General features: G+C 63.4%; 15 protein-coding genes. 6 read left to right on the top strand and 9 right to left on the bottom strand.

Features of this window, described 5'->3' with window-relative positions:
• The first annotated feature begins 716 nt into the window (after positions 1 to 716).
• The 6 genes from GKC30_RS03760 (at position 717) to GKC30_RS15195 (ending at position 9,024) form a co-directional block, all read left to right on the top strand.
• Positions 717 to 2,672, top strand: coding sequence for a type I restriction-modification system subunit M (locus tag GKC30_RS03760; protein WP_155932405.1), 1,956 nt, complete (start codon positions 717 to 719; stop codon positions 2,670 to 2,672).
• On the top strand, positions 2,672 to 3,664 hold the full coding sequence (locus GKC30_RS03765; protein ID WP_155932406.1) for a virulence RhuM family protein/type II toxin-antitoxin system death-on-curing family toxin: 993 nt from the start codon (positions 2,672 to 2,674) through the stop codon (positions 3,662 to 3,664). Before GKC30_RS03760 ends, GKC30_RS03765 begins: the two co-directional genes overlap by 1 nt.
• The gene (locus GKC30_RS03770) at positions 3,664 to 4,986 is read left to right on the top strand and encodes a restriction endonuclease subunit S (protein WP_155932407.1); all 1,323 of its coding nucleotides are present in this window, start codon (positions 3,664 to 3,666) and stop codon (positions 4,984 to 4,986) included. Before GKC30_RS03765 ends, GKC30_RS03770 begins: the two co-directional genes overlap by 1 nt.
• 1 nt (position 4,987) lies before the next feature.
• Positions 4,988 to 5,179 carry a hypothetical protein gene (locus GKC30_RS03775; RefSeq protein WP_155932408.1) on the top strand — a complete coding sequence of 64 codons (192 nt, stop codon included), beginning with the start codon at positions 4,988 to 4,990 and terminating at the stop codon, positions 5,177 to 5,179.
• A gap of 3 nt (positions 5,180 to 5,182) precedes the next feature.
• Positions 5,183 to 8,362: a type I restriction endonuclease subunit R gene (locus GKC30_RS03780; protein ID WP_155932409.1), complete on the top strand. Its 3,180-nt coding sequence runs from the start codon at positions 5,183 to 5,185 to the stop codon at positions 8,360 to 8,362.
• A 440-nt stretch (positions 8,363 to 8,802) separates the two neighbouring features.
• The gene (locus tag GKC30_RS15195) at positions 8,803 to 9,024 is read left to right on the top strand and encodes a DUF6538 domain-containing protein (protein WP_367613964.1); all 222 of its coding nucleotides are present in this window, start codon (positions 8,803 to 8,805) and stop codon (positions 9,022 to 9,024) included.
• Between the two features lie 393 nt (positions 9,025 to 9,417).
• Here GKC30_RS15195 and GKC30_RS03785 read toward each other — a convergent pair whose 3' ends face one another.
• The 9 genes from GKC30_RS03785 to GKC30_RS03825 all read right to left on the bottom strand — a co-directional run bounded on the left by GKC30_RS03785 (position 9,418) and on the right by GKC30_RS03825 (position 20,562).
• Positions 9,418 to 10,542: a DVU_1551 family NTP transferase gene (locus GKC30_RS03785; protein WP_155932410.1), complete on the bottom strand. Its 1,125-nt coding sequence runs from the start codon at positions 10,540 to 10,542 to the stop codon at positions 9,418 to 9,420.
• Positions 10,539 to 11,525 carry an XdhC family aldehyde oxidoreductase maturation factor gene (locus tag GKC30_RS03790; RefSeq protein ID WP_155932411.1) on the bottom strand — a complete coding sequence of 329 codons (987 nt, stop codon included), beginning with the start codon at positions 11,523 to 11,525 and terminating at the stop codon, positions 10,539 to 10,541. Before GKC30_RS03790 ends, GKC30_RS03785 begins: the two co-directional genes overlap by 4 nt.
• Entirely contained in the window at positions 11,522 to 12,826 is a 1,305-nt protein-coding gene (locus tag GKC30_RS03795) for a DVU_1553 family AMP-dependent CoA ligase (protein WP_367613965.1), read from the bottom strand. Before GKC30_RS03795 ends, GKC30_RS03790 begins: the two co-directional genes overlap by 4 nt.
• Positions 12,807 to 14,198, bottom strand: a complete 1,392-nt coding sequence (trsS, locus tag GKC30_RS03800) for a radical SAM (seleno)protein TrsS (RefSeq protein ID WP_155932412.1) — start codon at positions 14,196 to 14,198, stop codon at positions 12,807 to 12,809. The genes GKC30_RS03795 and trsS overlap by 20 nt, the downstream gene beginning before the upstream one ends.
• Positions 14,195 to 14,650, bottom strand: coding sequence for a DVU_1555 family C-GCAxxG-C-C protein (locus GKC30_RS03805; RefSeq protein ID WP_155932413.1), 456 nt, complete (start codon positions 14,648 to 14,650; stop codon positions 14,195 to 14,197). The genes trsS and GKC30_RS03805 overlap by 4 nt, the downstream gene beginning before the upstream one ends.
• On the bottom strand, positions 14,640 to 15,299 hold the full coding sequence (gene trsM, locus GKC30_RS03810; RefSeq protein WP_367613966.1) for a DVU_1556 family methyltransferase: 660 nt from the start codon (positions 15,297 to 15,299) through the stop codon (positions 14,640 to 14,642). The genes GKC30_RS03805 and trsM overlap by 11 nt, the downstream gene beginning before the upstream one ends.
• Positions 15,299 to 15,514: a DVU_1557 family redox protein gene (locus tag GKC30_RS03815; protein WP_155932414.1), complete on the bottom strand. Its 216-nt coding sequence runs from the start codon at positions 15,512 to 15,514 to the stop codon at positions 15,299 to 15,301. Before GKC30_RS03815 ends, trsM begins: the two co-directional genes overlap by 1 nt.
• Positions 15,511 to 17,772 carry a pyridine nucleotide-disulfide oxidoreductase/dicluster-binding protein gene (locus tag GKC30_RS03820; protein ID WP_155932415.1) on the bottom strand — a complete coding sequence of 754 codons (2,262 nt, stop codon included), beginning with the start codon at positions 17,770 to 17,772 and terminating at the stop codon, positions 15,511 to 15,513. The genes GKC30_RS03815 and GKC30_RS03820 overlap by 4 nt, the downstream gene beginning before the upstream one ends.
• Positions 17,773 to 17,844: 72 nt before the next feature.
• Positions 17,845 to 20,562 (bottom strand): molybdopterin-dependent aldehyde oxidoreductase, encoded by a 2,718-nt coding sequence (locus GKC30_RS03825; protein ID WP_155932416.1) that lies wholly within the window; start codon positions 20,560 to 20,562, stop codon positions 17,845 to 17,847.
• Between the last annotated feature and the right edge of the window lie 39 nt (positions 20,563 to 20,601).

Below are 20,601 nucleotides of genomic sequence, written 5' to 3' on the forward strand. Positions count from 1 at the left end.
CATTCAATAAAGGGTGCCACCACGCAGGCTCGTTCGTCCTGCGCATAAGCGGTGGCCGTGGGGGAATTGCGACAACGACAGATTTCTAGATACCTGTCGTTTGTCCGGCGGGGGTGCTGTGTTCCAGCCTGGTGTTTGGATGTGAAAGCGTGCCGTTTGGAAATGAACGGCGAAGAAGTGTTTGGTGTTACGGCATGTTAGTGCCTACTTAAGCGTTCATCAGTTTAGACTTCGTCAAAACTTATGAACGCGCCCTGGTTGCGTCATACCTCCTTCTCGTTACGAAATTATCCAGCGGATATGGCCTACCATATGACGCCCCCAGACCAACGCGCAAGCTTCGGCGAAGGGATATTTGCTCCTCCCGCCGTTTTCTCCGCGAGCGTGACGCAAGCAGCCGAGACAGCAAGGCCAGGCCCTTCGGGCGTCCGTCTTCGCCGGACGGCCTTGCCATCTCGACTTTGCTTACGTCGTCATCCACGCAGGCGACGGCGAGAGGGATGGCGGGGTCGACTCCGGCTCAAGGGATTAAGGGCATGCTTGATCTGCATTGGCTGCGAATAAACTAACTCGTTGATTTATGGAGTTCATGAACTTGTTACTTAACCGGTGGCCCTTCACGACAGGGAATAAACCCTTGCCCCGGACCTCGCATGGAGGGTACACAATCAGCCAACCGGTATTGATAGCAGACATTCCACCAACGGACAGTGCACATGACCAACTTCTCCGCCACTGCGGCCAACATCTGGGCCGTTGCGGACATGCTCCGCGGCGATTTCAAACAGTCCCAGTATGGCCGCGTCATTCTCCCCTTCACCCTGCTCCGCCGCCTCGAATGTGTGCTGGAGCCGACCAAGGACGCTGTTCTCGACGCGGCAAAAAAGCACGCGCACATGGGCGACGCAGCCGCGCCGCTCATCAGGAAGGCGGCCAAGCAGCAGTTCTACAACGCCTCGCCCATGACCATGGCGTCCATCGGATCGACGCAGACCCTGGACAACCTTGAGGGATACGTGCAGGGGTTCAGCGCCAATGCGCGGGAGATATTCGAATATTTCCACTTCTCGGACTATCTGGAGCAGCTCGACGCCTGCGACCTGCTCTACATGGTGTCCAAAAAGTTCGCGACCTGGGATCTGAGCCCAGAGGCCATCGACAACCACACCATGGGCCTCGTGTTCGAGGAGCTCATCCGCAAGTTCGCGGAATCGTCCAACGAAACCGCCGGGGAGCACTTCACCCCGCGCGACATCGTGCACCTCGCCACCTCGCTGGTGTTCCTGGATGATGACGAGGTGCTGTCCAAGCCCGGCGTGGTCCGCTCCCTCTACGATCCCACGGCCGGGACCGGCGGCTTCCTCTCCGAGGGCACGGAGTTCATGCGCTCCCTGAACCCGGATGCCGTGATCAGCGTCCACGGGCAGGAGCTCAACCCCGAGTCCTACGCCATCTGCAAGGCGGACATGCTCATCAAGGGCCAGGACGTGGCCAACATCAAGTTCGGCAACACCCTGTCCGATGACCAGCTCCCGGCGGAGAGATTCGACTACATGCTCTCCAACCCGCCCTTTGGCGTGGACTGGAAGAAAATCCAGCGCGTGGTGGAGGACGAGCACCGGCTCAGGGGCTTTGCGGGCCGGTTTGGCCCCGGCACGCCGCGCGTGTCCGATGGCTCGCTCCTGTTCCTGCTGCACCTCATCAGCAAGATGCGGCCGGTGAGCGAGGGCGGCTCGCGCATCGGCATCATCCTCAACGGCTCCCCGCTCTTCACGGGCGGGGCCGGGTCGGGCGAGTCAGAGATTCGCCGCCATATCCTTGAGAACGACCTGCTTGAAGGCATCGTGGCCCTGCCCACGGACATGTTCTACAACACGGGCATCGCCACCTATGTCTGGGTGCTCTCCAACCGCAAGCCCGCCTCGCGCAGGGGCAAGGTGCACCTGCTCAACGCCACCGAGGTCTTTGCGCCCATGCGCAAGTCGCTGGGCTCCAAGCGGCGGCACATGACCGAGGAGCAGATAGAGGACATCGTCCGCGCCTATGGCGACTGCCTTGAGGACGACAACTGCAAGGTGTTCGACTCCACGGACTTCGGCTACCGGCGCATCACCGTGGAGCGTCCGCTCCAGTTGGCCTTTTTCCCCAAAGACGAAGCCCGCGTGGCCGCGCTCAGGGCGGACAAGCCGTGGGCCAAATGGGATGCCAAGACGCAGCGGGCCGTTCTGGACGCCCTGGCCGCGCTGGATGAACGCTATCTCTCCCGCTCCGCCTTCAGGAAGGCGCTCAGGAAGGCCGGGGCCGATGTGAGCGCGGTCCAGTTCAAGCTGCTCCAGAAGCACCTTGGCGAGCACGATCCCGAGGCCGAGGTCTGCAAGGTCAAGGGCAGCCCCGAGCCGGACCCGAACCTGCGCGACAACGAGAACGTGCCGCTCAAGGAGGACATCCGCGAATACTTTGCCCGCGAGGTGCTGCCCCATGTGCCGGACGCGTGGATAGACGAGGCCAAACGGGACGGCAGCGACGGCGAGGTGGGCATCGTGGGCTACGAGATCCCCTTCAACCGCCACTTCTACAAGTATGTGCCGCCGCGCCCGCTGGAGGAGATCGATGCGGACCTCGACACGGTGTCGGCGGAGATCATGCAGCTTTTGCAGGAGGTGCACAGTTGATGCAGCCTGCCGAAGTGGAAGTCTACCAGAACGAAGAAGGGAGTCTCGAACTCCGGGTGCCCGTCCAATGGGAGAGCGTTTGGCTGAACGCCAACCAGATGGCCTTGCTTTTCGGGCGCGACAAGTCCGTTGTTTCCCGCCACATCCGCAATGTGTTCGGGGAAAGGGAGCTGGACGAAGCGGCAACTGTTGCAAATTTTGCAACAGTTCAAAACGAAGGCGGGAGAACGGTTTCCCGCGATATCGCCCACTACAGCCTCGATGTGGTCATCTCGGTTGGATACCGGGTGAAGTCGCAGCAGGGCGTTCGGTTTCGCCAGTGGGCCACGTCCATTTTGCGCGAGCATCTGGTCAAGGGGTATACGGTCGACCAAAAGCGGCTGGCCGAGAATGCGGATGAGCTGACCAAGGCTCTGGAGCTGGTCCGCCGCAGCGCCGGGAGCATCCGGCATATTGAAGAGGGACAGGGGCTGGTGGATGTCATCAGCCGGTACACCCGGACGTTTCTCTGGCTCCAGCAGTATGACGAGGGGCGGCTGGCCAAGCCCGAAGGGCAGCGCGGCGGCAGGCTCATGGCCCTGGACGAGGCGCGGGCGGCGCTCGGCACGCTCAAGCGGCAGCTCATGGCCCGGCAGGAAGCCACCGACCTGTTCGCCATGGACAAGGGAGCTGGCCTTGCCGCCATCTGGGGCGCGTTGCAGCAGAGCGCGTTCGGCGAGGATGTCTACCCCTCGGTGGAGAGCAAGGCGGCGCACCTGCTCTACTTCGTGGTCAAGAACCACCCCTTCACGGACGGCAACAAGCGCAGCGCGGCCTTCCTGCTGGTCCATTTTCTGAACGCCAACGGGCGGCTCTTCGACGACAGGGGAGAGCTGGTCGTCAATGAGGCCGGTCTGGCCGCCCTGACCCTGCTGGTTGCCGAATCCGCGCCCAGGGAAAAGGACACCGTGATCCGGCTCATCCTCAACCTCCTGGCCCAGGGAGAACAGTGATGGGCAAGTATCGGGCGTACCCGGAGTACCGGGACTCGGGCGTGGAGTGGCTTGGGGAGGTGCCGAAGCATTGGAAGTACTCCCGCATTGAACGCGTTGCCTCTTTCGTCAAAGAACCAATATCACCCGAGCAACTGAAAGGGCTCCTTGTAGACCATTACAGCATTCCTGCTGTTCAAGAGTATGGGAAAGGCCACATTGAAGAGGGGGATACTGTCGATAGTACGAAATACATGGTCGTCAAAGACGATATATTAATCTCCAAACTTAATCCAAGGAAACGGACATCGGCAATTGTAAAAAAAAGCTCATGCCCTATAATTGCCTCTTCTGAGTTTATTCCTTTACGTCCTCATGCGATTCACGGACGATTACTGTATTATGTTGTGAGCGGGGATCTTGTTGGCCAATTCCTTGAAGCTCATTGCGATTCGGCGACTCGGAGCCATCAAAGAATTACTCCCGATATTTTGTGCAAACTGTCGATACCATTGCCTGCTACACAAGAAGAACAAGCCCAAATCGCCGCCTTCCTCGACCGCGAGACCGCCAGGATCGACCGGCTGATCGGCAGGCAGGAGCAGTTGATCGAACTGCTCAAGGAGAAGCGGCAGGCGGTCATCTCCCATGCCGTGACCAAGGGTCTCGACCCGGATGCCCCCATGAAGGACTCCGGCGTGGAATGGCTCGGGGAGATTCCGGCGCATTGGGAGCATTCTCGAATCGGTTATTGCGCCACAGTAGGGAATGGATGCACTCCGCATCGAGACAAGGAAAGTTATTGGTCAGATGGAATAGTCCCGTGGCTGAATAGTTCCAAAGTCAATGAGGATTATATAGTTGATGCCGACCAGTTCGTAACGAAAAAAGCCGCCGTTGAATGCCACCTTCCCTTGGTTAGGCCCGGATCAATTCTGATCGCAATAACGGGTGAGGGTAAAACACGAGGAATGGCTGCATTGACCAAAATTGATACTACAATCAGCCAACACCTTGCGTTTGTCAGGATTCAACGAGTGGACGTGCTTCCAGATTTTATCCATTGGTACCTCAAGAGCCGGTATGATTGGATTCGATATAATTCGGCAGGAGGTGGGTCAACAAAAGCGGCGATAACTTGCAGTGACATTCGGAAATATCCAATCCCGATTCCACCCAAAAATGAACAGATAGAAATTGTCGGGCATCTGTCCAAAAAGATGTTAACGTTTGGCAAGCTTGAGGAAAGCGCACTTAAAACTATTGCCCTCCTCCAAGAACGCCGCACCGCCCTCATCTCTGCGGCTGTTACCGGCAAGATCGACGTGCGGGAGGCTGTGTAGGGTGGGCCAGCCGCGCGGCAGCTTCAAGCATGTGCTCGACCACTGGCAACGCCTCATGGGCGCATACCTGCACGGGACCGTGCCGCACCATTTCCCAGGCACGGTCATTCATGGTAGCGGAAAAGCCACCATGCGCATGCTGATCGAGGCATTGCCGGTCATGGACGTTTCACCGCCAGCAAAGGAGCATTGACCCATGCCCGACGCACTCGAAAACACCTTTCAGCAGGACATCGTCAACGCCCTGGTTGCCGGGGGCTGGATGATCGGCACCTCGGCGGGCTATGACCGCGAGCACGCGCTGTATCCCGAGGACGTGGTGGGCTTCATGAGCGAGGCGCAGCCCGACCAGTGGGCCAAGTTCTGCAAGATGTACCCGGAGAATCCCGAGGCATCCATGCTGCGCAGCCTTGCCAAGGCGCTGGACGACAAGGGCACACTCCAGATCCTGCGCAAGCACTATGCGGACCGGGGCGCGCGCATCCACATGTGCCGGTTCAAGCCCGACCACGGGCTCAACGAGGAGACCGAGCGGCAATACGGCTGCAACCGGCTTCGGGTGGTGCCGGAGCTGGTCTACTCGCCCCACGGCTATGTGGGGCGGCTCGATCTGGCCCTGTTCGTCAACGGCATCCCGGTGGCGACCCTGGAGCTCAAGAGCGAGTTCAAGCAGTCGGTGCACAACGCCATCCGGCAATACAAGAAGGACCGCCCGCCCAAAGACCCGCACACCCGCAAGGGTGAGCCGCTGCTCACCTTCAAGCGCGGTGCCCTGGTGCATTTCGCCGTGAGCCAGGAGGATGTGTACATGTGCACCCGGCTGGCCGGGGACGCCTCGCGCTTCCTGCCCTTCAACAAGGGCACCGACGATGGCGGGGCGGGCAATCCGCCGCCCGCCGATCCCGACGACTACGCCACCGGGTATCTCTGGCAGGAAGTGCTCCGGCCAGACAACTTCCTGCGCATCCTCGGCCGTTTCCTGCATCTCGAAGTCAAGGAAACCACCGATTGGCAAGGCCGCACGCGCAAGAAAGAGACCATGATCTTCCCGCGCTTTCACCAGTGGGACGCGGTCAACCGGCTCATCGACACGGCCCGGGCCGAGGGGCCGGGACACAAGTATCTCATCCAGCACAGCGCGGGCTCGGGCAAGTCCAACTCCATCGCCTGGACCGCGCACCAGCTTTCCTCGCTCCACGATGCCGAAGACGGCAAGGTCTTTGATTCGGTCATCGTCATCACCGACCGCACGGTGCTCGACAACCAGTTGCAGGAGACCATCTACCAGTTCGACCACCGCCGGGGCGCGGTCACACGGGTCAGCCGGGAATACGGCGACGGCTCCAAATCCGAGCAACTGGCGGGCGCGCTGGAAGAGGCCGCAGGCATCGTCATCGTCACCATCCAGACATTCCCCTACGTGCTCAAGCTCCTCCAGGAGCGGACAGCGCTCAAGGGCCGCACCTATGCGGTCATCGCCGACGAGGCCCACTCGTCCCAGACAGGCGGCACGGCCCAGAAGCTGCGCGAAGTCCTCAACCTCGAACAGATCGACGAGGGCGCGGACCTGAGCTCCGAGGACGTGTTGCAGGCCACCCTGGCCTCCCGGCGCGACTCGGACCGCATCAGCTACTTTGCCTTCACGGCCACGCCCAAGCCCAAGACCCTGGAGCTCTTCGGCCGCCGCCCAAGGCCCGACCTGCCCGCCTCGGCCGAGAACATCCCGCAGTCGTTTCACGTCTACACCATGCGGCAGGCCATTGAGGAAGGATACATCCTCGACGTGCTCCGGAACTACACCACCTATTCCATGGCCTACAAGCTGGCCCACACCAATCCAGAAGACGAGCGGGAAGTGGACGCCCGCAAGGGGGCCAGCACCATCGCCAAGTGGGTGCGCCACCATCCCCACAACATCGCCACCAAGGTGGAGGTGATCATCGAGCACTTCCGCACCCGGATCGCGGCCCGGCTGAACGGCCAGGCCAAGGCCATGGTGGTCACGTCCTCCCGGCTGGCCGCGGTGCGCTACAAGCTCGCCTTTGACAAGTACATTGCCGAGCATCCGCAGTGCCAGGGCATTCAGGCCATGGTCGCCTTTTCCGGCGATGTGGAGGATGTCGAGAACGGCACCGGCCCGTTCAACGAAACCAACATGAACCCGACCCTGAAGAAACGGGACATGCGCAAGGCGTTCGACACCGACGAGTATCAGGTCATGATCGTGGCCAACAAGTTCCAGACCGGATTCGATCAGCCCAAGCTCTGCGCCATGTACGTGGACAAGAAGCTGGCCGGGGTGGACTGCGTCCAGACCCTGTCGCGGCTCAACCGCACCTATCCGGGCAAGGACCAGACCTTTGTCCTCGATTTCGCCAACAAGCCCGAGGACATCCTCGCCGCGTTCCAGCCCTACTACAAGGTCGCCAGGCTCCAGGACGTGTCCGACCCGAACCTTGTCTACGAGCTCAAGGACAAGCTCGACGGGCAGGATATCTACCGCTGGGAGGAAGTGGAAGCCTTTGTCGAGGCATTCTTCAACGACAAGGCGTCGCAAGCCCGGCTCATGCGCCACTGCCGCCCGGCGCGGGAACGCTTCGGCATCCGGTACAAGGAAGTCCTGTCCGTTGTCCGTGATGCGGAGGAGGCGTTTCGGGAAGCGAAGAAGACCGGCAACGATATCGTCATCAAGAATGCCCGGATCAGCGTCGCCGAAGCCAGAAAGGGCAAGGACGTGCTGGACATCTTCAAGCGCGACCTGAAGCGGTTCACGCGGTTCTACGAGTTCGCCTCACAGATCATCGACTTTGACGACCAGGAGCTTGAGAAGCTCTCCATCTATGCCCGCCACCTGCTGCCCCTGCTCCGGGAGGAACGCCTCGATGACGAGATCGACCTCTCCGACATCGAGATGACCCACTACCGCCTGGCCAAAAAGCGCGAGGAGCAGATCAAGCTGGAAAACGAGGACGGAACCCTCAGGCCGCCCTCCGACGAAACGGCGTCACCCAGGGAGCGCGAGACCGAAAGGCTCGCGGAAATAGTGGAGCGCATGAACAGGCTCTTCGACGGCGAGTTCACCGGCGGCGACGCCCTGAGCTACGCCCGGACCATCGTCACCAAGCTGCGCGAGAACGACCGGCTCATGACCGAACTGCGCGTGAACAGCCCGGCCCAGGCCATGCTCGGCAGCTTCCCCCAGGCAGTGGAGGACGCCGTCATCGAGAGCATGGACACGCACGCCGAACTCGCCCGGCAGTTCCTCGGCAGGGAGCGCACCAGAAAAGGCTTCGCCAAGCTGGTGATGGATCTGATCCTGAAGGGCTTTGCAGACGGAGCCCCAGAAGAAAGGGAATTTGTCAAACGGCTGCCTTAGCGATTGCGGTGCGCCATGTTTTCGGTGAGAGAGTGAGCGAAAGGTGCCAACGGCTCATCAAAACAATGCTCGACGCACTCACGATGCCATTGGTAAAGTTACATGCTCACTCCAAGCCGGAACTTGGTGACAACGAACAGATATGGGGCACCCCCTTGCTGAAGCCGGGTCAAAATGCTAGGTCATTCCCCATGCACAAAGGACACGCCGAAACAGAATAGACAAATAAAATCAAAGCATTGCCGCGATGTCGAAAAGCGAGACGTTCCGAGTCTTCTCTTCGGCACCAGAATGATCAAGGGTTGCGGCTAACAAGCTGCAACCCTTTTTCTTTTTTATCCGGCAAGTTACGCAATTGTCTTCTTTCGGCGTGATTTGACCCCTCTGGGTCAAAGTGGTGGGTCAAAGCACCCGGAATCGTCTGTCGCCGGAGACGTCACATGCCGCGAATCGCTCGCTCCCCGAATCACCTTTACTTGAAAGGCACGACCTACTACTTTCGTCACGTTGTCCCGAGCGCCCTGCGCCACTCGCTGGGCCGCTCCGAGATCAGGATGTCCCTGCGCACGGGATACTTGGCCGAAGCAAGGCCGAAGGCCAGAATACTGGCCTCCTGCGTAAAACAAGTCCTGACCTGCCAATTTACGCGTTCATCAGTTTAGGCTTCGTCAAAACTTATGAACGCGCCTTGGGTGCGTCATGCTTCCTTTTGATTACGAAATTATCCAATGGATATGCACTACCGTACGCCGCCGCAAAACCTTTGCGCAAGCTCCGGCGACATGCTTTCTCCCTTTCCCTCCGATTTTTCGCGAGCGTGACGCAAGCAGCCGAGATGGCATCGCTGCTGTCTTCACCCGTAAGGCTCGAAGACTCGCCAACGGCTAAAGCAAGGCCAGGCCCTTCGGGCGACCGGCTCTGGCCGGACGGCCTTGCCATCTCGACTTTGCTTGTGTTGTCATCCGTGCAGGCGACGGCGAGAGGGATGGCAAAGGCGGCTCCGGCTCAAGGGATGGACAGGATCATCGAGCGTGTGCAACGCCGCTTCCTGCGGTTCAGGCCAGGGCCAGCCGGGCCACTTCCTCGGCCGATTCGCCCAGCTCGCCATCAAAACGGGCAAGAAGGTTCCTGGCCCGTTCCAGGCGGCCGAGGATGGCTTCCTCGGCGCCGGGCTCGTGCCGGTGGACGGCCAGTTTTTCGAGATAGCGAGCGTCGAGTGCGACCGGCGAATGGCAGCGTACCAGCTTGTCGGCCAGGAAGACCACTTCCTTTTCCGTGATGGGTTGATCCGGTGCAAGGGTCAGGTCGAAGTGCCCGGCCACGATGTCGGCCGCGGCGTGGAAGCCATGTGAGCGTAGCAGGGCCGCGCCCGCAGCTTCATGGTGTCTGGTCCCCTTGCCGATGTCGTGGACCAGGGCGGCCCCCCTTGCCAGGGCGGGGTTCAGGGCGGAAGTGCCGTTTCGGGCGTTGAGCCGGGCGCACAGGGCGTCGGTCACGGCTGCCACGGCCCGGCAGTGTTCGTCGACGTGCTCCGGCAGGCCGCGCATGGCCCAGAGTTGGCGGCATTCGCGCTCGTTGGGGTATTGGGCGTCGAAGCAGGCGAGAGCTTGCCCGTAGTCTTCGGGATGATCCAGGTCGATGACCGTGCCCGCATCGGGCGTATCCAGGTCCATGGCGGCGGCCTCGTGCCGTTGCAGTACGGTCCGCAGGCCGCCTGCGCCGTCGTGACCCACAATGTCGCCAAGGAGTTCCCTGCCGATGACCGGCGGATGGCCGCGCTCGTCCAGGAAGCGGGGGTAGAGCAGGGCCGGTCTGGCATTCCGGTAGGTCTCCGCCAGTCGGCCGATGGTTTCGGGCCGGATCAGGGGGGTGTCGGCCGGGAGGAGAAAGAACGCCGAAACATCGTTTTTCAGTGCGCCGATTCCCGTGAGCACCGAGGAGAACATGCCCTGCTTGAAGCGTTCGTTGTGGACAGGCTTTGCCCCGGCCCTGAACGCTTCCGCCGACACCTCGTCCCTGTTGTTGCCCGTAACAACTATGATCTGGTCGATGCGGTTGTTTCGGAAAAGATCAACGCAACGCGACAGGACCGTGCCCCTGCCCAGCGGGAGCAGCGGCTTGCACCGCCCCATGCGCGAGGAGAGCCCGGCGGCGGGGATGACTGCGGCCAGCCGGATCATCGTCCCATCCCGGCACGGGCGCTGATAAGCTCCGCGCCGATGCTGACCGCGATCTCCTCAGGCGTTTGCGCCCCGATGGGCAGCCCGATGGGGCAGTGGCAGCGGTCGATGTCCTGCCGGGTGAATCCGTCGGCGAGCAGAGAGGCGTATATCTTGTCGCGCTTGCTTTTGCTGCCGATCATGCCGATGTACCCGGCCGGGGTGCGCAGTGCCTCAGCCAGCACGGTGCGGTCATGCAGGTGCCCGCGGGTGACGATGACCACAAAGTCGTCGCCACCGATGCCCAGTCCCTGGCAGCAGCCGTCAAAGGAGGGCAGGACGGCCACCTGATCCGCCTCGGGAAAGCGTCCGGGATTGGCGAAATCGGCTCGGTCGTCGAGGACCACGGTGCGGAATCCGGCCATGGCCCCGACCCGGGCGGTGAACAGGGAGACATGCCCGGCCCCGAAGAGGTAGAGGGAAGGCGGGGGGGTGAAGGGTTCCATCAGGCGCATGGCCCGATCCTGTCGCTGGAAGACGATGCCGTTTCCCGCAGGGGCGTCGAGGACCGCATGGTGTATGGTCCGCAGGGTGTCGGCTTCTTCCAGCCGGGTTTCAAGAACAGTGCGGACGCCGCGGCGGATGCGTTCGTCCAGCGCGGCGTAGGCCGTGGCGCACGAGCCGCCGGGGGCCACGGTCTCCAAGAGCACCGAGAGGCCACCGCCGCAGATCATGTCCGATTCGGCAGCCAGGGAATTGGTCAGGTCCACGAAGAGGAGCCGTGCCGCGCCGTCGCCTGCGTCGAGCTGGGCCAGCCCGTCGCGGCAGGCCAGGGCCTCCACCAGTCCGCCGCCCACGGTGCCGAGGATGGAGCCGTCTCCCCGCACGATCATCTTGGCGCCCGAGGAGCGCGGGGTGGATCCTGAGCTCTCCACAACGGTCGCCATCACAACGGTTTCGCCCCGCGCCAGGAGTTCGCACACGGAGCGCACAAGGGATTTCATTGGTCGTTTCCTCCAAGGATCGTTATGCGGCGCTTGTCCAGGCCCGGGATGGCGGGTGCGCCGTGTTTTCGTGTCTGGATGTCCAATGCAAGGGCGCCAGAGCACAGTCCACGAGCCACGGCTGGCAGGGAGGCGAGGGCGCCGTTCACCGCTTCCCGCAGACCGCGGCCGCCGCAGGCCAGGATGCGCAATACGCCCTGTCCGAATCCGGCCGCGAAATCGTCCAGTTCGGGCAGCGCGTAGAGGCATTGCCCAAGCTCCCGCAGGGTCAGGGTTCGCCCGCCGAGGTCCACGCTGTCCGTTCCTCTCCATATCAGCGGATCAAGGCGGCGCAAAGGGCTTGGGCAGGCACACCGCCCTGGCAGAATGCGGCCCATGTCGCCCGTGCGGTAGCGGATGAGGGGCATGCCGCGCCTAAGGGGCGTGGTCACGACCATCTCCCCGTACTCGCCGTCCGGCAGAATTTGGCCGGTGGCAGGGTCAATGATCTCCAGGAACACATCTGTCTCGCGCAGGTGCAGACCCGACCCCGGTGTGCATTCCACCGCACCGCCGAGGCCGGTCTCGATCATGCCCCAGTGGCGAAAAGTCCGGCAGCCGAATATGCGTGTGCAATTGCGGACCACGGCCTCGGGGATCATGTCCCAGCACAGGAGCACGGAGCGCACCCGTCCCCGGGGCAGACCGCGTCGCTCTCCGGCGCGGGCGAGCAGGTTCAGGTGCGCAGGGCTGCCCACCACGCAGCGGGCTTCTGCCTCAAGGCACTGGTCCAGGGCGGCATCGGCGTTTTCCATCACGCCGTGGACAGCGGCGTTCACGCCGCTGCGGGCGAGGGCCTGGGTCAACAGGCGGGCCACTCCGCCCGGCCTTTCGTCGGGCATGAGGATCAGGGCCGTGTCTCCGGGCGCGGCAATGCCCGCCATGCCCCAGGCAAAGTAATCGACAGTGGCCTCCATGTCTTCGGCGGTGTGGAAGACCCTCTTGGCCGGGCCGGTGGTGCCGGAAGTCCGAAGCGTCACCACCCGGGCAATTTCGTCGCGGGAGACGCAGAGCAGCCCTTCCGGCGCGTCGCGCAGATGCTCCGGTCCGATCGTGGGCAGCCGGGAAAAATCCTGGAACGTGGCGATGTCTCGCGACTTTGCATCGGCAAGATGGCGGGCGTAGAAGGGGCTGGCGCATTGGGCGTGGTCCACTGTCTCGCGCAGCCTGTCGAGGAGCCATGCGTCCAGCCTCCTTCGTGAAGGGGGAGCGTCAAGCCCTGTGCGGTGGGCCAGCCACAGGTCAAGGGGCTGCAGGGCCACGGCACTTCCCCCGGTACAGGGTGGTCCCGTCCATGGAGGTCAGGTTGTAGGCGCAAAAGGGAATAAGGCGACCGTCGGGCGACACGGCATGGATGCAGCAGCCCTTGAGCCGTTCCAGGTCCATGGTCCAGCAGTCCTGAAAGGCCATGGCCGACACGGCCAGGGTGTGGGTCGATGCTCTGGCGATGAAGCGGTCGAAGTCGTCCCCGGCCTGAGCCGAGGGCTGCCCCATGTCCGGCGAGGACCACTGCCGCCGGACAAATGCCTTGGCCTTGTCCGCCCCCTCGGAGGCGGGCCGGGGCGAGGTCGGGTGGGGGCGTGACGGCTCGGGGGGCGCACAGCAGGCGCTCTTGGCCGAAAGCCGGGCCAATCCGCCGTTGCCGGTCACGATGTAGTTGGCGTGAAAGGAGCAGTGCGAGTGCTCGCAGCCTGGGGCCAGAAAGTCCGAGACCTGCAACGCGCCGTCGGTCTGTGCTTGGAGCTGGCGCATGACCTCGGGCAGGGTGATGCGTTGTTCGTCGGCAGGAGATCGGGGAAACCTGCCGAAATAGCTGATCGGCTGGAAATGGACTCCGCGCACGGCCGGGGAGTTGGCCGCCGCGAAACGGATGATGGCCCCAAGGGCGCGGTCATTGACACCGGGCACCACAGTGGGCACCAACACCACGCCGATTCCGGCCTGGGCCAGGGAATCGATGGCCGCGAGCTTGCGCTCAAGCAGGGGGCTGCCCCGCAACGCCGTGTAAATGTCGTTGTCCATGCCGTCGAACTGGAAAAAAACCGAATCCAGCCCGGCTCTGGCCAGGGCGGCGGCATAGCCCGGCTCGCTTCCGATGCGCAGGCCATTGGTGTTGAGCTGGATGAAGGAAAATCCCTTGCGCCGGGCGAGGCGGATCAGGTCCGGCAGGTCGTCCCGCGTGGTGGGCTCGCCACCGGAGAACTGAATATTGCAGAATCCTGACGCCTTGGCGATGCTGTCGAGCAGGGAGCCGATGACGGTTGGCGACAGGTCCGGCAAGGCGTCCGCGCCGGACGAGGCGAAGCAGACCGGACAGCCGAGATTGCACCGAGCGGTCACGTCGAGCACGGCGGTGCAGGTGTGCTGCCGGTGGGCGGCGCACAGGCCGCAATCCAGAGGGCATCCCTTGTCCACCGGGGTTGACGGCGCCTTGGGCTGGGACGGAATCTTGGGCCTGGACCAGTCCGCGAAATCCGGCGGCCCGCGCCAGACCATGGTGCGAAAGGAGCCGTGTTCCGGGCATTCCTTGATCAGATACGTATCGCTCCCCCCGGTATCGTTTTCCAGGGTCTCGTGCCAGGCCGGAATCGGAGCCAGACAGATCGGGCAGACGCTTCGCGGTTCGCGGGTCATGGCAGTTGGCGTCCCTGTTCCGGGTCCAGTCCGTTTTCGACCAGGATTTCGCGTAGCTGGGCATGGGCATCGGTCAGGAGACCGCCGCAACGGGCCGCGTCGGGCTTGCCGCAGCCTCCATCAAGGATGTCCCGGCAGGCGGTGCCGCCATATGCCTCCGTGGCTGCGGCGAACCAGTCGCGCATCGATTCGAGCATCAGGGGCAGGCCGTCGGCGCTTTCCTCGTGGTCCACGCCTTTGCCGCCGTAAAGCCCCAGGACGAGCATGGCCCCGGTGAGTACGCCGCAAGGGCCGGAACAGTCGCCCAGGCCGTTGCACAGTCCGGCGGCCGCCCGCACAAGGTCCGGGTTTTCGCGGTCCATTCCCTCCAGGGCGAGCTGCACCAGGATCTGGCTGCAGCAATACCCTTTGCCGGCCAGTTCCAGCATTCTGAAGCCGGTGTCATCCAGCATGGTTCTCCTCCTGCTTGCGGGCGATCATCAAATAATAGCCGAGACTCCCGCCGCAGCCCGGGCAATCGGGGCGTTCTCCGGCAAATGCCAGCCGCGCCGCCAGTTCGCGCAGCCGTGGGGTGTGGTCCTCCACCGACAGGATGTGCAAGCCGCAGTTCCCGACCAGTTGCACCACGTCGGGCAGCGGCCAGGCGCGTTCGGCGCAGGAGTCGCCTCCGGGTGGGCTGGCCCCTTGGGTGCAGAGGTCCGACAGAACCAAAAATCCGCCTGGCCGCAGAACCCGATGCGCCTGTCGCAGGGCCGAGGGCCGGTCGTTGAGCAGGGAGAGGACGCACTCGCAGAAAACCGCATGGAACATGCCATCGCGAAATGGCAGGCATTCGCCCGACGCCCTGACCATGCCCGTGGTGTTCTCTGCCAGCCGGAGCTGTCCCGACGATATTTCCACGCCAAAGGCCCTGGCCCCGAACCGGGCTTGCAGCCGGTGCATGGTGGCTCCCAGGCCGCATCCTACGTCAAGGACGCGCCATCCCGGCAGCATGTCGATGCCTTCGGCGGCGCGGTCGGTGAGCGAAAAACCGCCCGGGCGGAGCGTGTTCCCGGCAACGGCCCGTAGACCGGGCTTTTCCCAGAGGGGGGCGTCGGCCACTACTTGTCCTCCAGCAACTGCTCCACTTGATGCATCTTGCCCAGGGCCAGGGCCTCGGGAATGAGCACATGATGGCACCTGGGGCAGGCAGGCAGTTCCACGTTGAACAGCGAATCCAGGTATTCCAGCTCCACGGGACGCATGACCAGGGGCTCGTCGCAGGCCGCGCACCGCCATCCTGCTGCGTCGGCCTCGGGTACCTTGATGACGCTCATGCCCGGCCTCCCTTGATCCGCATGCGGTGACACCATGCGCGGTGAACCAGAACCCCCTCGCCCTGCTGCTCGTACTCGACCCAATAGGTCACTGTCGAAGGACGCCACGAGGCCAGATGGCGGCCCGTTTCATCGTGGCCGAACTGCGCCCCGGCCCTGGCCCCATAATGGAGCACCTTTTGTACGTCGCTCCTCAGTATCCGCCGCTCCTCCATGAGGCGTGCGGCCTCGTCGGTAAAGACGACCTGCACGGCCTCGTGGGGTTCGGCCCCGGACTGGTCCGTTTTCCATAGAGTGCGCAGCAGCTTCTCGCGGAGCCGGGTGCGGTTTTCGCGCCTGTCCGAGTATCCGGGAGCCGGGCGGGAGCCGGGCTCGGCTCCGCCGGGATAGATCAGGTCGTAGAGGTGCATGGCCCGCTTGCCCGTCCGGGCAATCCTGTCCCGGCACATGGCGCAGTAGGTGACGAAGTCCTCGGCAAGCTCGTCCGCCCGCCGTTGTGCCACGAGCCGGCCAAGCTCCGGGTTGGCTTCGGCCAGGAGTCCGCCAAAACCGCAGCACTGGGCGAGTTCGCCGGTCAGCTCCGGCTCCACCATGTCCACCCCCAGCCGGTCGAGCAGGGTGCGTACGTCCTCGCGGATGGCCCTGTCGTGCCGGACCGCGCAGGGGTCGCCCACGGCCAGGACCATGCCGTCGGATCTCGCGCCCTCGGGCAGGCCCATGGCCCGGAGTACCGACCAGTGCGAGACGATTTCCGCCTCCGGCAGCCACTGGCGGAGGGTGTTGAGACAGGTGGGACAGGCCGCGATGATCCGCGGCGAGCTCAGGTGCTTCCATTCCTCTTTCAGGGTGGAAAGGGATTGATCCGCCATGGCCTGCCGCCCGGCCCAATGGGCGGGCGCTCCGCAGCAGCGAAGCATCAGCCCAACTCTGCCGAGTCTGGCGCACAGGTCGGCATAGGCCGCCTGCACCCCGTCCGGGTCGGAAGCGGTCAACTGGCAGCCGGGGAAGAACAGGTAGTCGCTGGACTCCGCTGCCGGGGCATGACGGGCCAGTGCGCAGGCATCGCTGTTGGCAAAGGCCATGTCGCGCAGGGCGAACTCGTGGGCCGACGGCGGCATTTTCCCCCGCTCGACCATGGACCTCCGGGCCTCAAGGCAGAGCTCGGCCATGGAGAAATCCTCGGGGCACACGACTTCGCACAGGCCGCAGAGCATGCACGAGTTGATCATGGTGTTGGCCTGGCGCGTGCCCATGACAATGGAGGCGTTGTTGTATATCTGGCGTGCGTACACCTTGGGATATTGCTTGTAGTGTTTGAGATATTCGCAAACCTTGACGCACTCCATACATTCACATTGCAGGCAGCGCCTGGCTTCGGCGAGGGCCGCGTTCTCGTCAGGGCAGAGATCGCCGCAGACGGGCGCCGCAGCGTCCACATTGTCCAGGCTGGTGAACAGGCGGGACGGGTACGCCCCTTCCAATTGACGGCTGGTGGTCATGGACACTCCCTGGACGAAGCGCTCGACCGAATTGGCCGCTCGCCGCGCCGCCGCCGCCCTGAGCACTGGCGAGGGCTGGCCTGCAGGGCTGGCGAAAATCCCGGAGCGCCGGGTGCCCAGGGTCAACTCGTCCGGCTGGCCGAAATTATCGAACCCGGCGGGCCAGGCATCGCCGTCCACAAAGAGGGCGTCCCGGCTCTCTGCCAGGGAGTCCAGAAGGGCCATGGTCAGGTCCGTATCCCGCTTCAGGTCTACGCCCAGTTTGTCAAGGTTTTCCAGCTCCCGCTCCAGCGCACCTTGAGGCAGGACGCTTTCCGGGAGATTCAGCAGCGAGCCGCCGGGGACGCCGCAGTACAGGGACACCGAGAATCCACGCCGGGCCAACTCCCATGCCGCGCACAGCCCGCAGAGGTCGCCGCCGAACACGGCCACGGTTTTGCGGCGCGACGGCAGGGGCTTGGGTGGCAAGGCGGGAGCGGCAACCTGAGCGCAATACCGTTCCAGTGCGCCTGTCTCAATGGGGCCGCCCGCGTCTTTTCTGACGCATTCCGCCTTGCAGGGCGCGTCGCACAGCCGTGCCAGCACCGAAGGCAGGGGCAGGACCTTGGCCAGGGTTTGCCAGGCCTTGTCGAAGCGGCGCTGGGCCATGAGGCCGCAGAAGGTCCGAACGTCCACATGCAGGGGGCAGGCGGCGGTGCACCGGGGCGTCTCATCCTGTACGCATCGCGCTTCCCACGCCCTGAGTTCTTTTTGATCCATGTTTCCCGCCGGAGAAAAAGAGCGGTGGCGGTCCCGTCGGAGCCGGGACCGCCACGGGTTGCAGCTATAGTGTTAGCCCTTGAGGCCGGCCAATACCTTTGCGGGGTACGCGGGCAGTTCCTTGATGCGTACGCCGCAGGCGTTGTAGATGGCGTTGATGATCGCCGGGTGCGGCCCGCACAGCGGGATTTCGCCGACGCCGGACGCACCGAATGGACCATCTGGGCGCGGGGTCTCCACGTAGATGATCTCAATGTCGTCCGGGATATCCTTGATGGTCGGAATGCCGGCCCCGGCCATGTTGGAGTGTTTCTTGATGTCTTCGTAGTCCTCGGTCAGCGCCAGGCCGATACCCTGGGCGATGCCGCCGTATATCTGTCCGTCGGTGACCAGGAAGTTGTTGACCACGCCGATGTCGGCAACCATGGTCATCTTTTCAACCGTGGCCTTGCCGGTGGCGACCTCCACGGCCACCTCTGCCATGAACACGCCGTACATGTAACAGCAGAAGGGATTGCCCTGGCCGTTTTCGTCGCAATCATTGGCCGGAGCCGTGAACTTGCCGCGGTAGAGCAGGTCCAGCTTTTCCTCCACCATCTCGGCATAGGTGCGGAAGGAGCCGTCCGGCTTGCGCATGGCCGCCACCAGTTGATCGCAGGCGTTCTTGGTGGCCTGGCCGACCATGACCTGAGAGCGGCTGCCGCCCGCCGGACCCGCCACCGGAGCGTTGCTGGTGTCGCCGATGACCAGTTTGATCTGGTCCGGGGTCAGCTTCATTGGACGCAAGGCTTCGTGGGCCGTGCCCAGAGTGCCCATGTCCGCGCCCTGGCCGTGATCGCCCCAGGTGGAGAAGATGGTCACAGTGCCGTCGGCGTTCAGGGCGGCGTCCACCTCGGCGGTGTCCGGGCCGTCCAGGCCGGAGCCGTACACGGCCACGGCCACGCCCACACCGCGCTTGATCGCGTCGGTGGAAGCTTCGGCAGCCTTCTTCCTGGCTGCCTCGTACTTCGGACGCAGCTTGTCGATCATCTCGGGCAGGGAGTATACCTCCGGGTCCTGGCCCGTGGGGGTTGTGGAACCCTTGCGGTAGACGTTCCTGTAGCGCAGCTCCAGCGGGTCCATGCCCAGCTTTTCGGCCAGCTCGTCCATGAGCACCTCGGACGGGAATTCCGCCTCGGGGCCGCCGTAGCCGCGGAAGGCCGCGCCCCAGCAGTGGTTGGTGCATACGGTGCGACCCTCGCCGCGAATGGCCGGAATGTTGTAGCCCGAGCCGATGAACTGCGCCCCGCGCAGGGTCAGCAGGTCGCCGAACTCGGAATAGGGGCCGTGGTCCACGGTCCAGTCGGTCTCCATGCCAAGCAGCTTGCCGTCCTTGGTGGCGGCCATTCGCACCGAGGTGAATTGGGGCGAGCGTTTGCCGGTGTAGGTCTGCTGCTGGTACCAGGTGTAGTTCAGGTAGGTCGGGCGCCCGGTGGCCAGAGTGGCCGCGCCCACCAGGGCTTCCATGGTCGGCGAGAACTTGTAGCCGAAGGTGCCTCCGGTGGGGTTTTGAACCATGATCATGTTTTCGGGCTCGATGCCGAGGCCCGGAGCGATCATGTACATGTGCAGATGCAGGCCGATGGACTTGGAGTGGATGACCAGCTTGCCGTCCTCGTTTTGATAGGCGAACCCGACATCCGGCTCAATGGGCATGTGGGGTTGGCGCTGGGTATAGTAGTCGCCTTCCACCACCACGTCGGCACCGTCGAAGATGGGCCTGGTGTCCGGGCCCTTGGCAATCTTCTGGATGTAGTAGACGTTGGGCGTACCGGGGTGGATCTCTATGGCGTCGTCGGCCATGGCCGCATGGGCGTTCATGTACTCGGGCAGCTGCTCAAGCTCGACCTTGACCTTGGCCGCGCCCTCCTTGGCCGCCTTCGGGTTCTCGGCGCAGACGATGGCAATGGCATCGCCGAACTGGAAGACCTTCTCATCGCACAGGATGGGCCGGTCCCAACCGTCGCCCTTGTTGGTGGGGAAGGTGATCAGGCCGGTGATCCGGTTCTTGCCCTTGATGTCCTTGTGGGTCACGACCTTGAACACGCCGGGCACGGCCTCGGCCTCGCTCGTGTCGATGGACAGGATGTTGGCGTGGGAAACCTTGGCCTGCACCAGCTCGCAGTGCAGGGAACCGGCGGGCAGCCGCAGGGCCAGGTCCGCGCCGAAGTCCCAGGTGCCTGTGACTTTGGCCACCGCTGTGGGGCGGGGGTACTTGGTGCCCCAGATGCGGCCGTCCTCGGGAATCTTGAAGAGCAGGTCGTCCTCGGTCTTCTCGCCGCGCAGGACCTCCGCGGCGGCCATGACCGCGTCAACCAGCGGTTTGTAGCCGGTGCAACGGCAGACGTTGCGGTTTTTTTCGAACCAGTCTCGAATCTCCTGGCGGGTCGGGCTTTGTTTTTCCAGAAGCAGGGCGTAGGCGGAGACGATGAAGCCCGGGGAGCAGAAACCGCATTGGGCACCGCCGTATGCGATCCAGGCGAGCTGGACGGGGTGCAGTTTGCCGGGGAAGCCGATGCCTTCCAGCGTTGTGATCGCAGTGTAGTCGTCCACGGTTTTCATCTTGGTCCGGCAGCAGCGGCTCAGCTTGCCGTCCTTGACGATGGTGCAACTGCCGCACAGGCCGGTGCCGCAGCCGATCTTGACGCTCGTGAGCCCCAAGTTCTGGCGCAGCACGTTGGCCAGCGACTCGTCCGGTTCGCAGACAACCTGCCTTGAAACTCCATTGACCTGAAGAACCCGTTTAATCATGAGTCATTTCCTCCTTGACGCACTCCAAGGCGTCGTGGT

The sequence above is a fragment of the Pseudodesulfovibrio alkaliphilus genome (genome assembly GCF_009729555.1).
Classification (GTDB): domain Bacteria; phylum Desulfobacterota; class Desulfovibrionia; order Desulfovibrionales; family Desulfovibrionaceae; genus Pseudodesulfovibrio; species Pseudodesulfovibrio alkaliphilus.

Bases quoted from the DNA above. Each gene is read 5' to 3' on its own strand.
- GKC30_RS15195 (WP_367613964.1), top strand. From the start codon at position 8,803: ATGCCGCGAATCGCTCGCTCCCCGAATCACCTTTACTTGAAAGGCACG.
- GKC30_RS03820 (WP_155932415.1), bottom strand. From the start codon at position 17,772: ATGGATCAAAAAGAACTCAGGGCGTGGGAAGCGCGATGCGTACAGGAT.
- trsS (WP_155932412.1), bottom strand. From the start codon at position 14,198: ATGACCCGCGAACCGCGAAGCGTCTGCCCGATCTGTCTGGCTCCGATT.
- GKC30_RS03825 (WP_155932416.1), bottom strand. From the start codon at position 20,562: ATGATTAAACGGGTTCTTCAGGTCAATGGAGTTTCAAGGCAGGTTGTC.
- GKC30_RS03785 (WP_155932410.1), bottom strand. From the start codon at position 10,542: ATGATCCGGCTGGCCGCAGTCATCCCCGCCGCCGGGCTCTCCTCGCGC.
- GKC30_RS03805 (WP_155932413.1), bottom strand. From the start codon at position 14,650: ATGCTGGATGACACCGGCTTCAGAATGCTGGAACTGGCCGGCAAAGGG.
- GKC30_RS03770 (WP_155932407.1), top strand. From the start codon at position 3,664: ATGGGCAAGTATCGGGCGTACCCGGAGTACCGGGACTCGGGCGTGGAG.
- GKC30_RS03780 (WP_155932409.1), top strand. From the start codon at position 5,183: ATGCCCGACGCACTCGAAAACACCTTTCAGCAGGACATCGTCAACGCC.
- GKC30_RS03760 (WP_155932405.1), top strand. From the start codon at position 717: ATGACCAACTTCTCCGCCACTGCGGCCAACATCTGGGCCGTTGCGGAC.
- GKC30_RS03790 (WP_155932411.1), bottom strand. From the start codon at position 11,525: ATGAAATCCCTTGTGCGCTCCGTGTGCGAACTCCTGGCGCGGGGCGAA.
- GKC30_RS03815 (WP_155932414.1), bottom strand. From the start codon at position 15,514: ATGAGCGTCATCAAGGTACCCGAGGCCGACGCAGCAGGATGGCGGTGC.
- GKC30_RS03765 (WP_155932406.1), top strand. From the start codon at position 2,672: ATGCAGCCTGCCGAAGTGGAAGTCTACCAGAACGAAGAAGGGAGTCTC.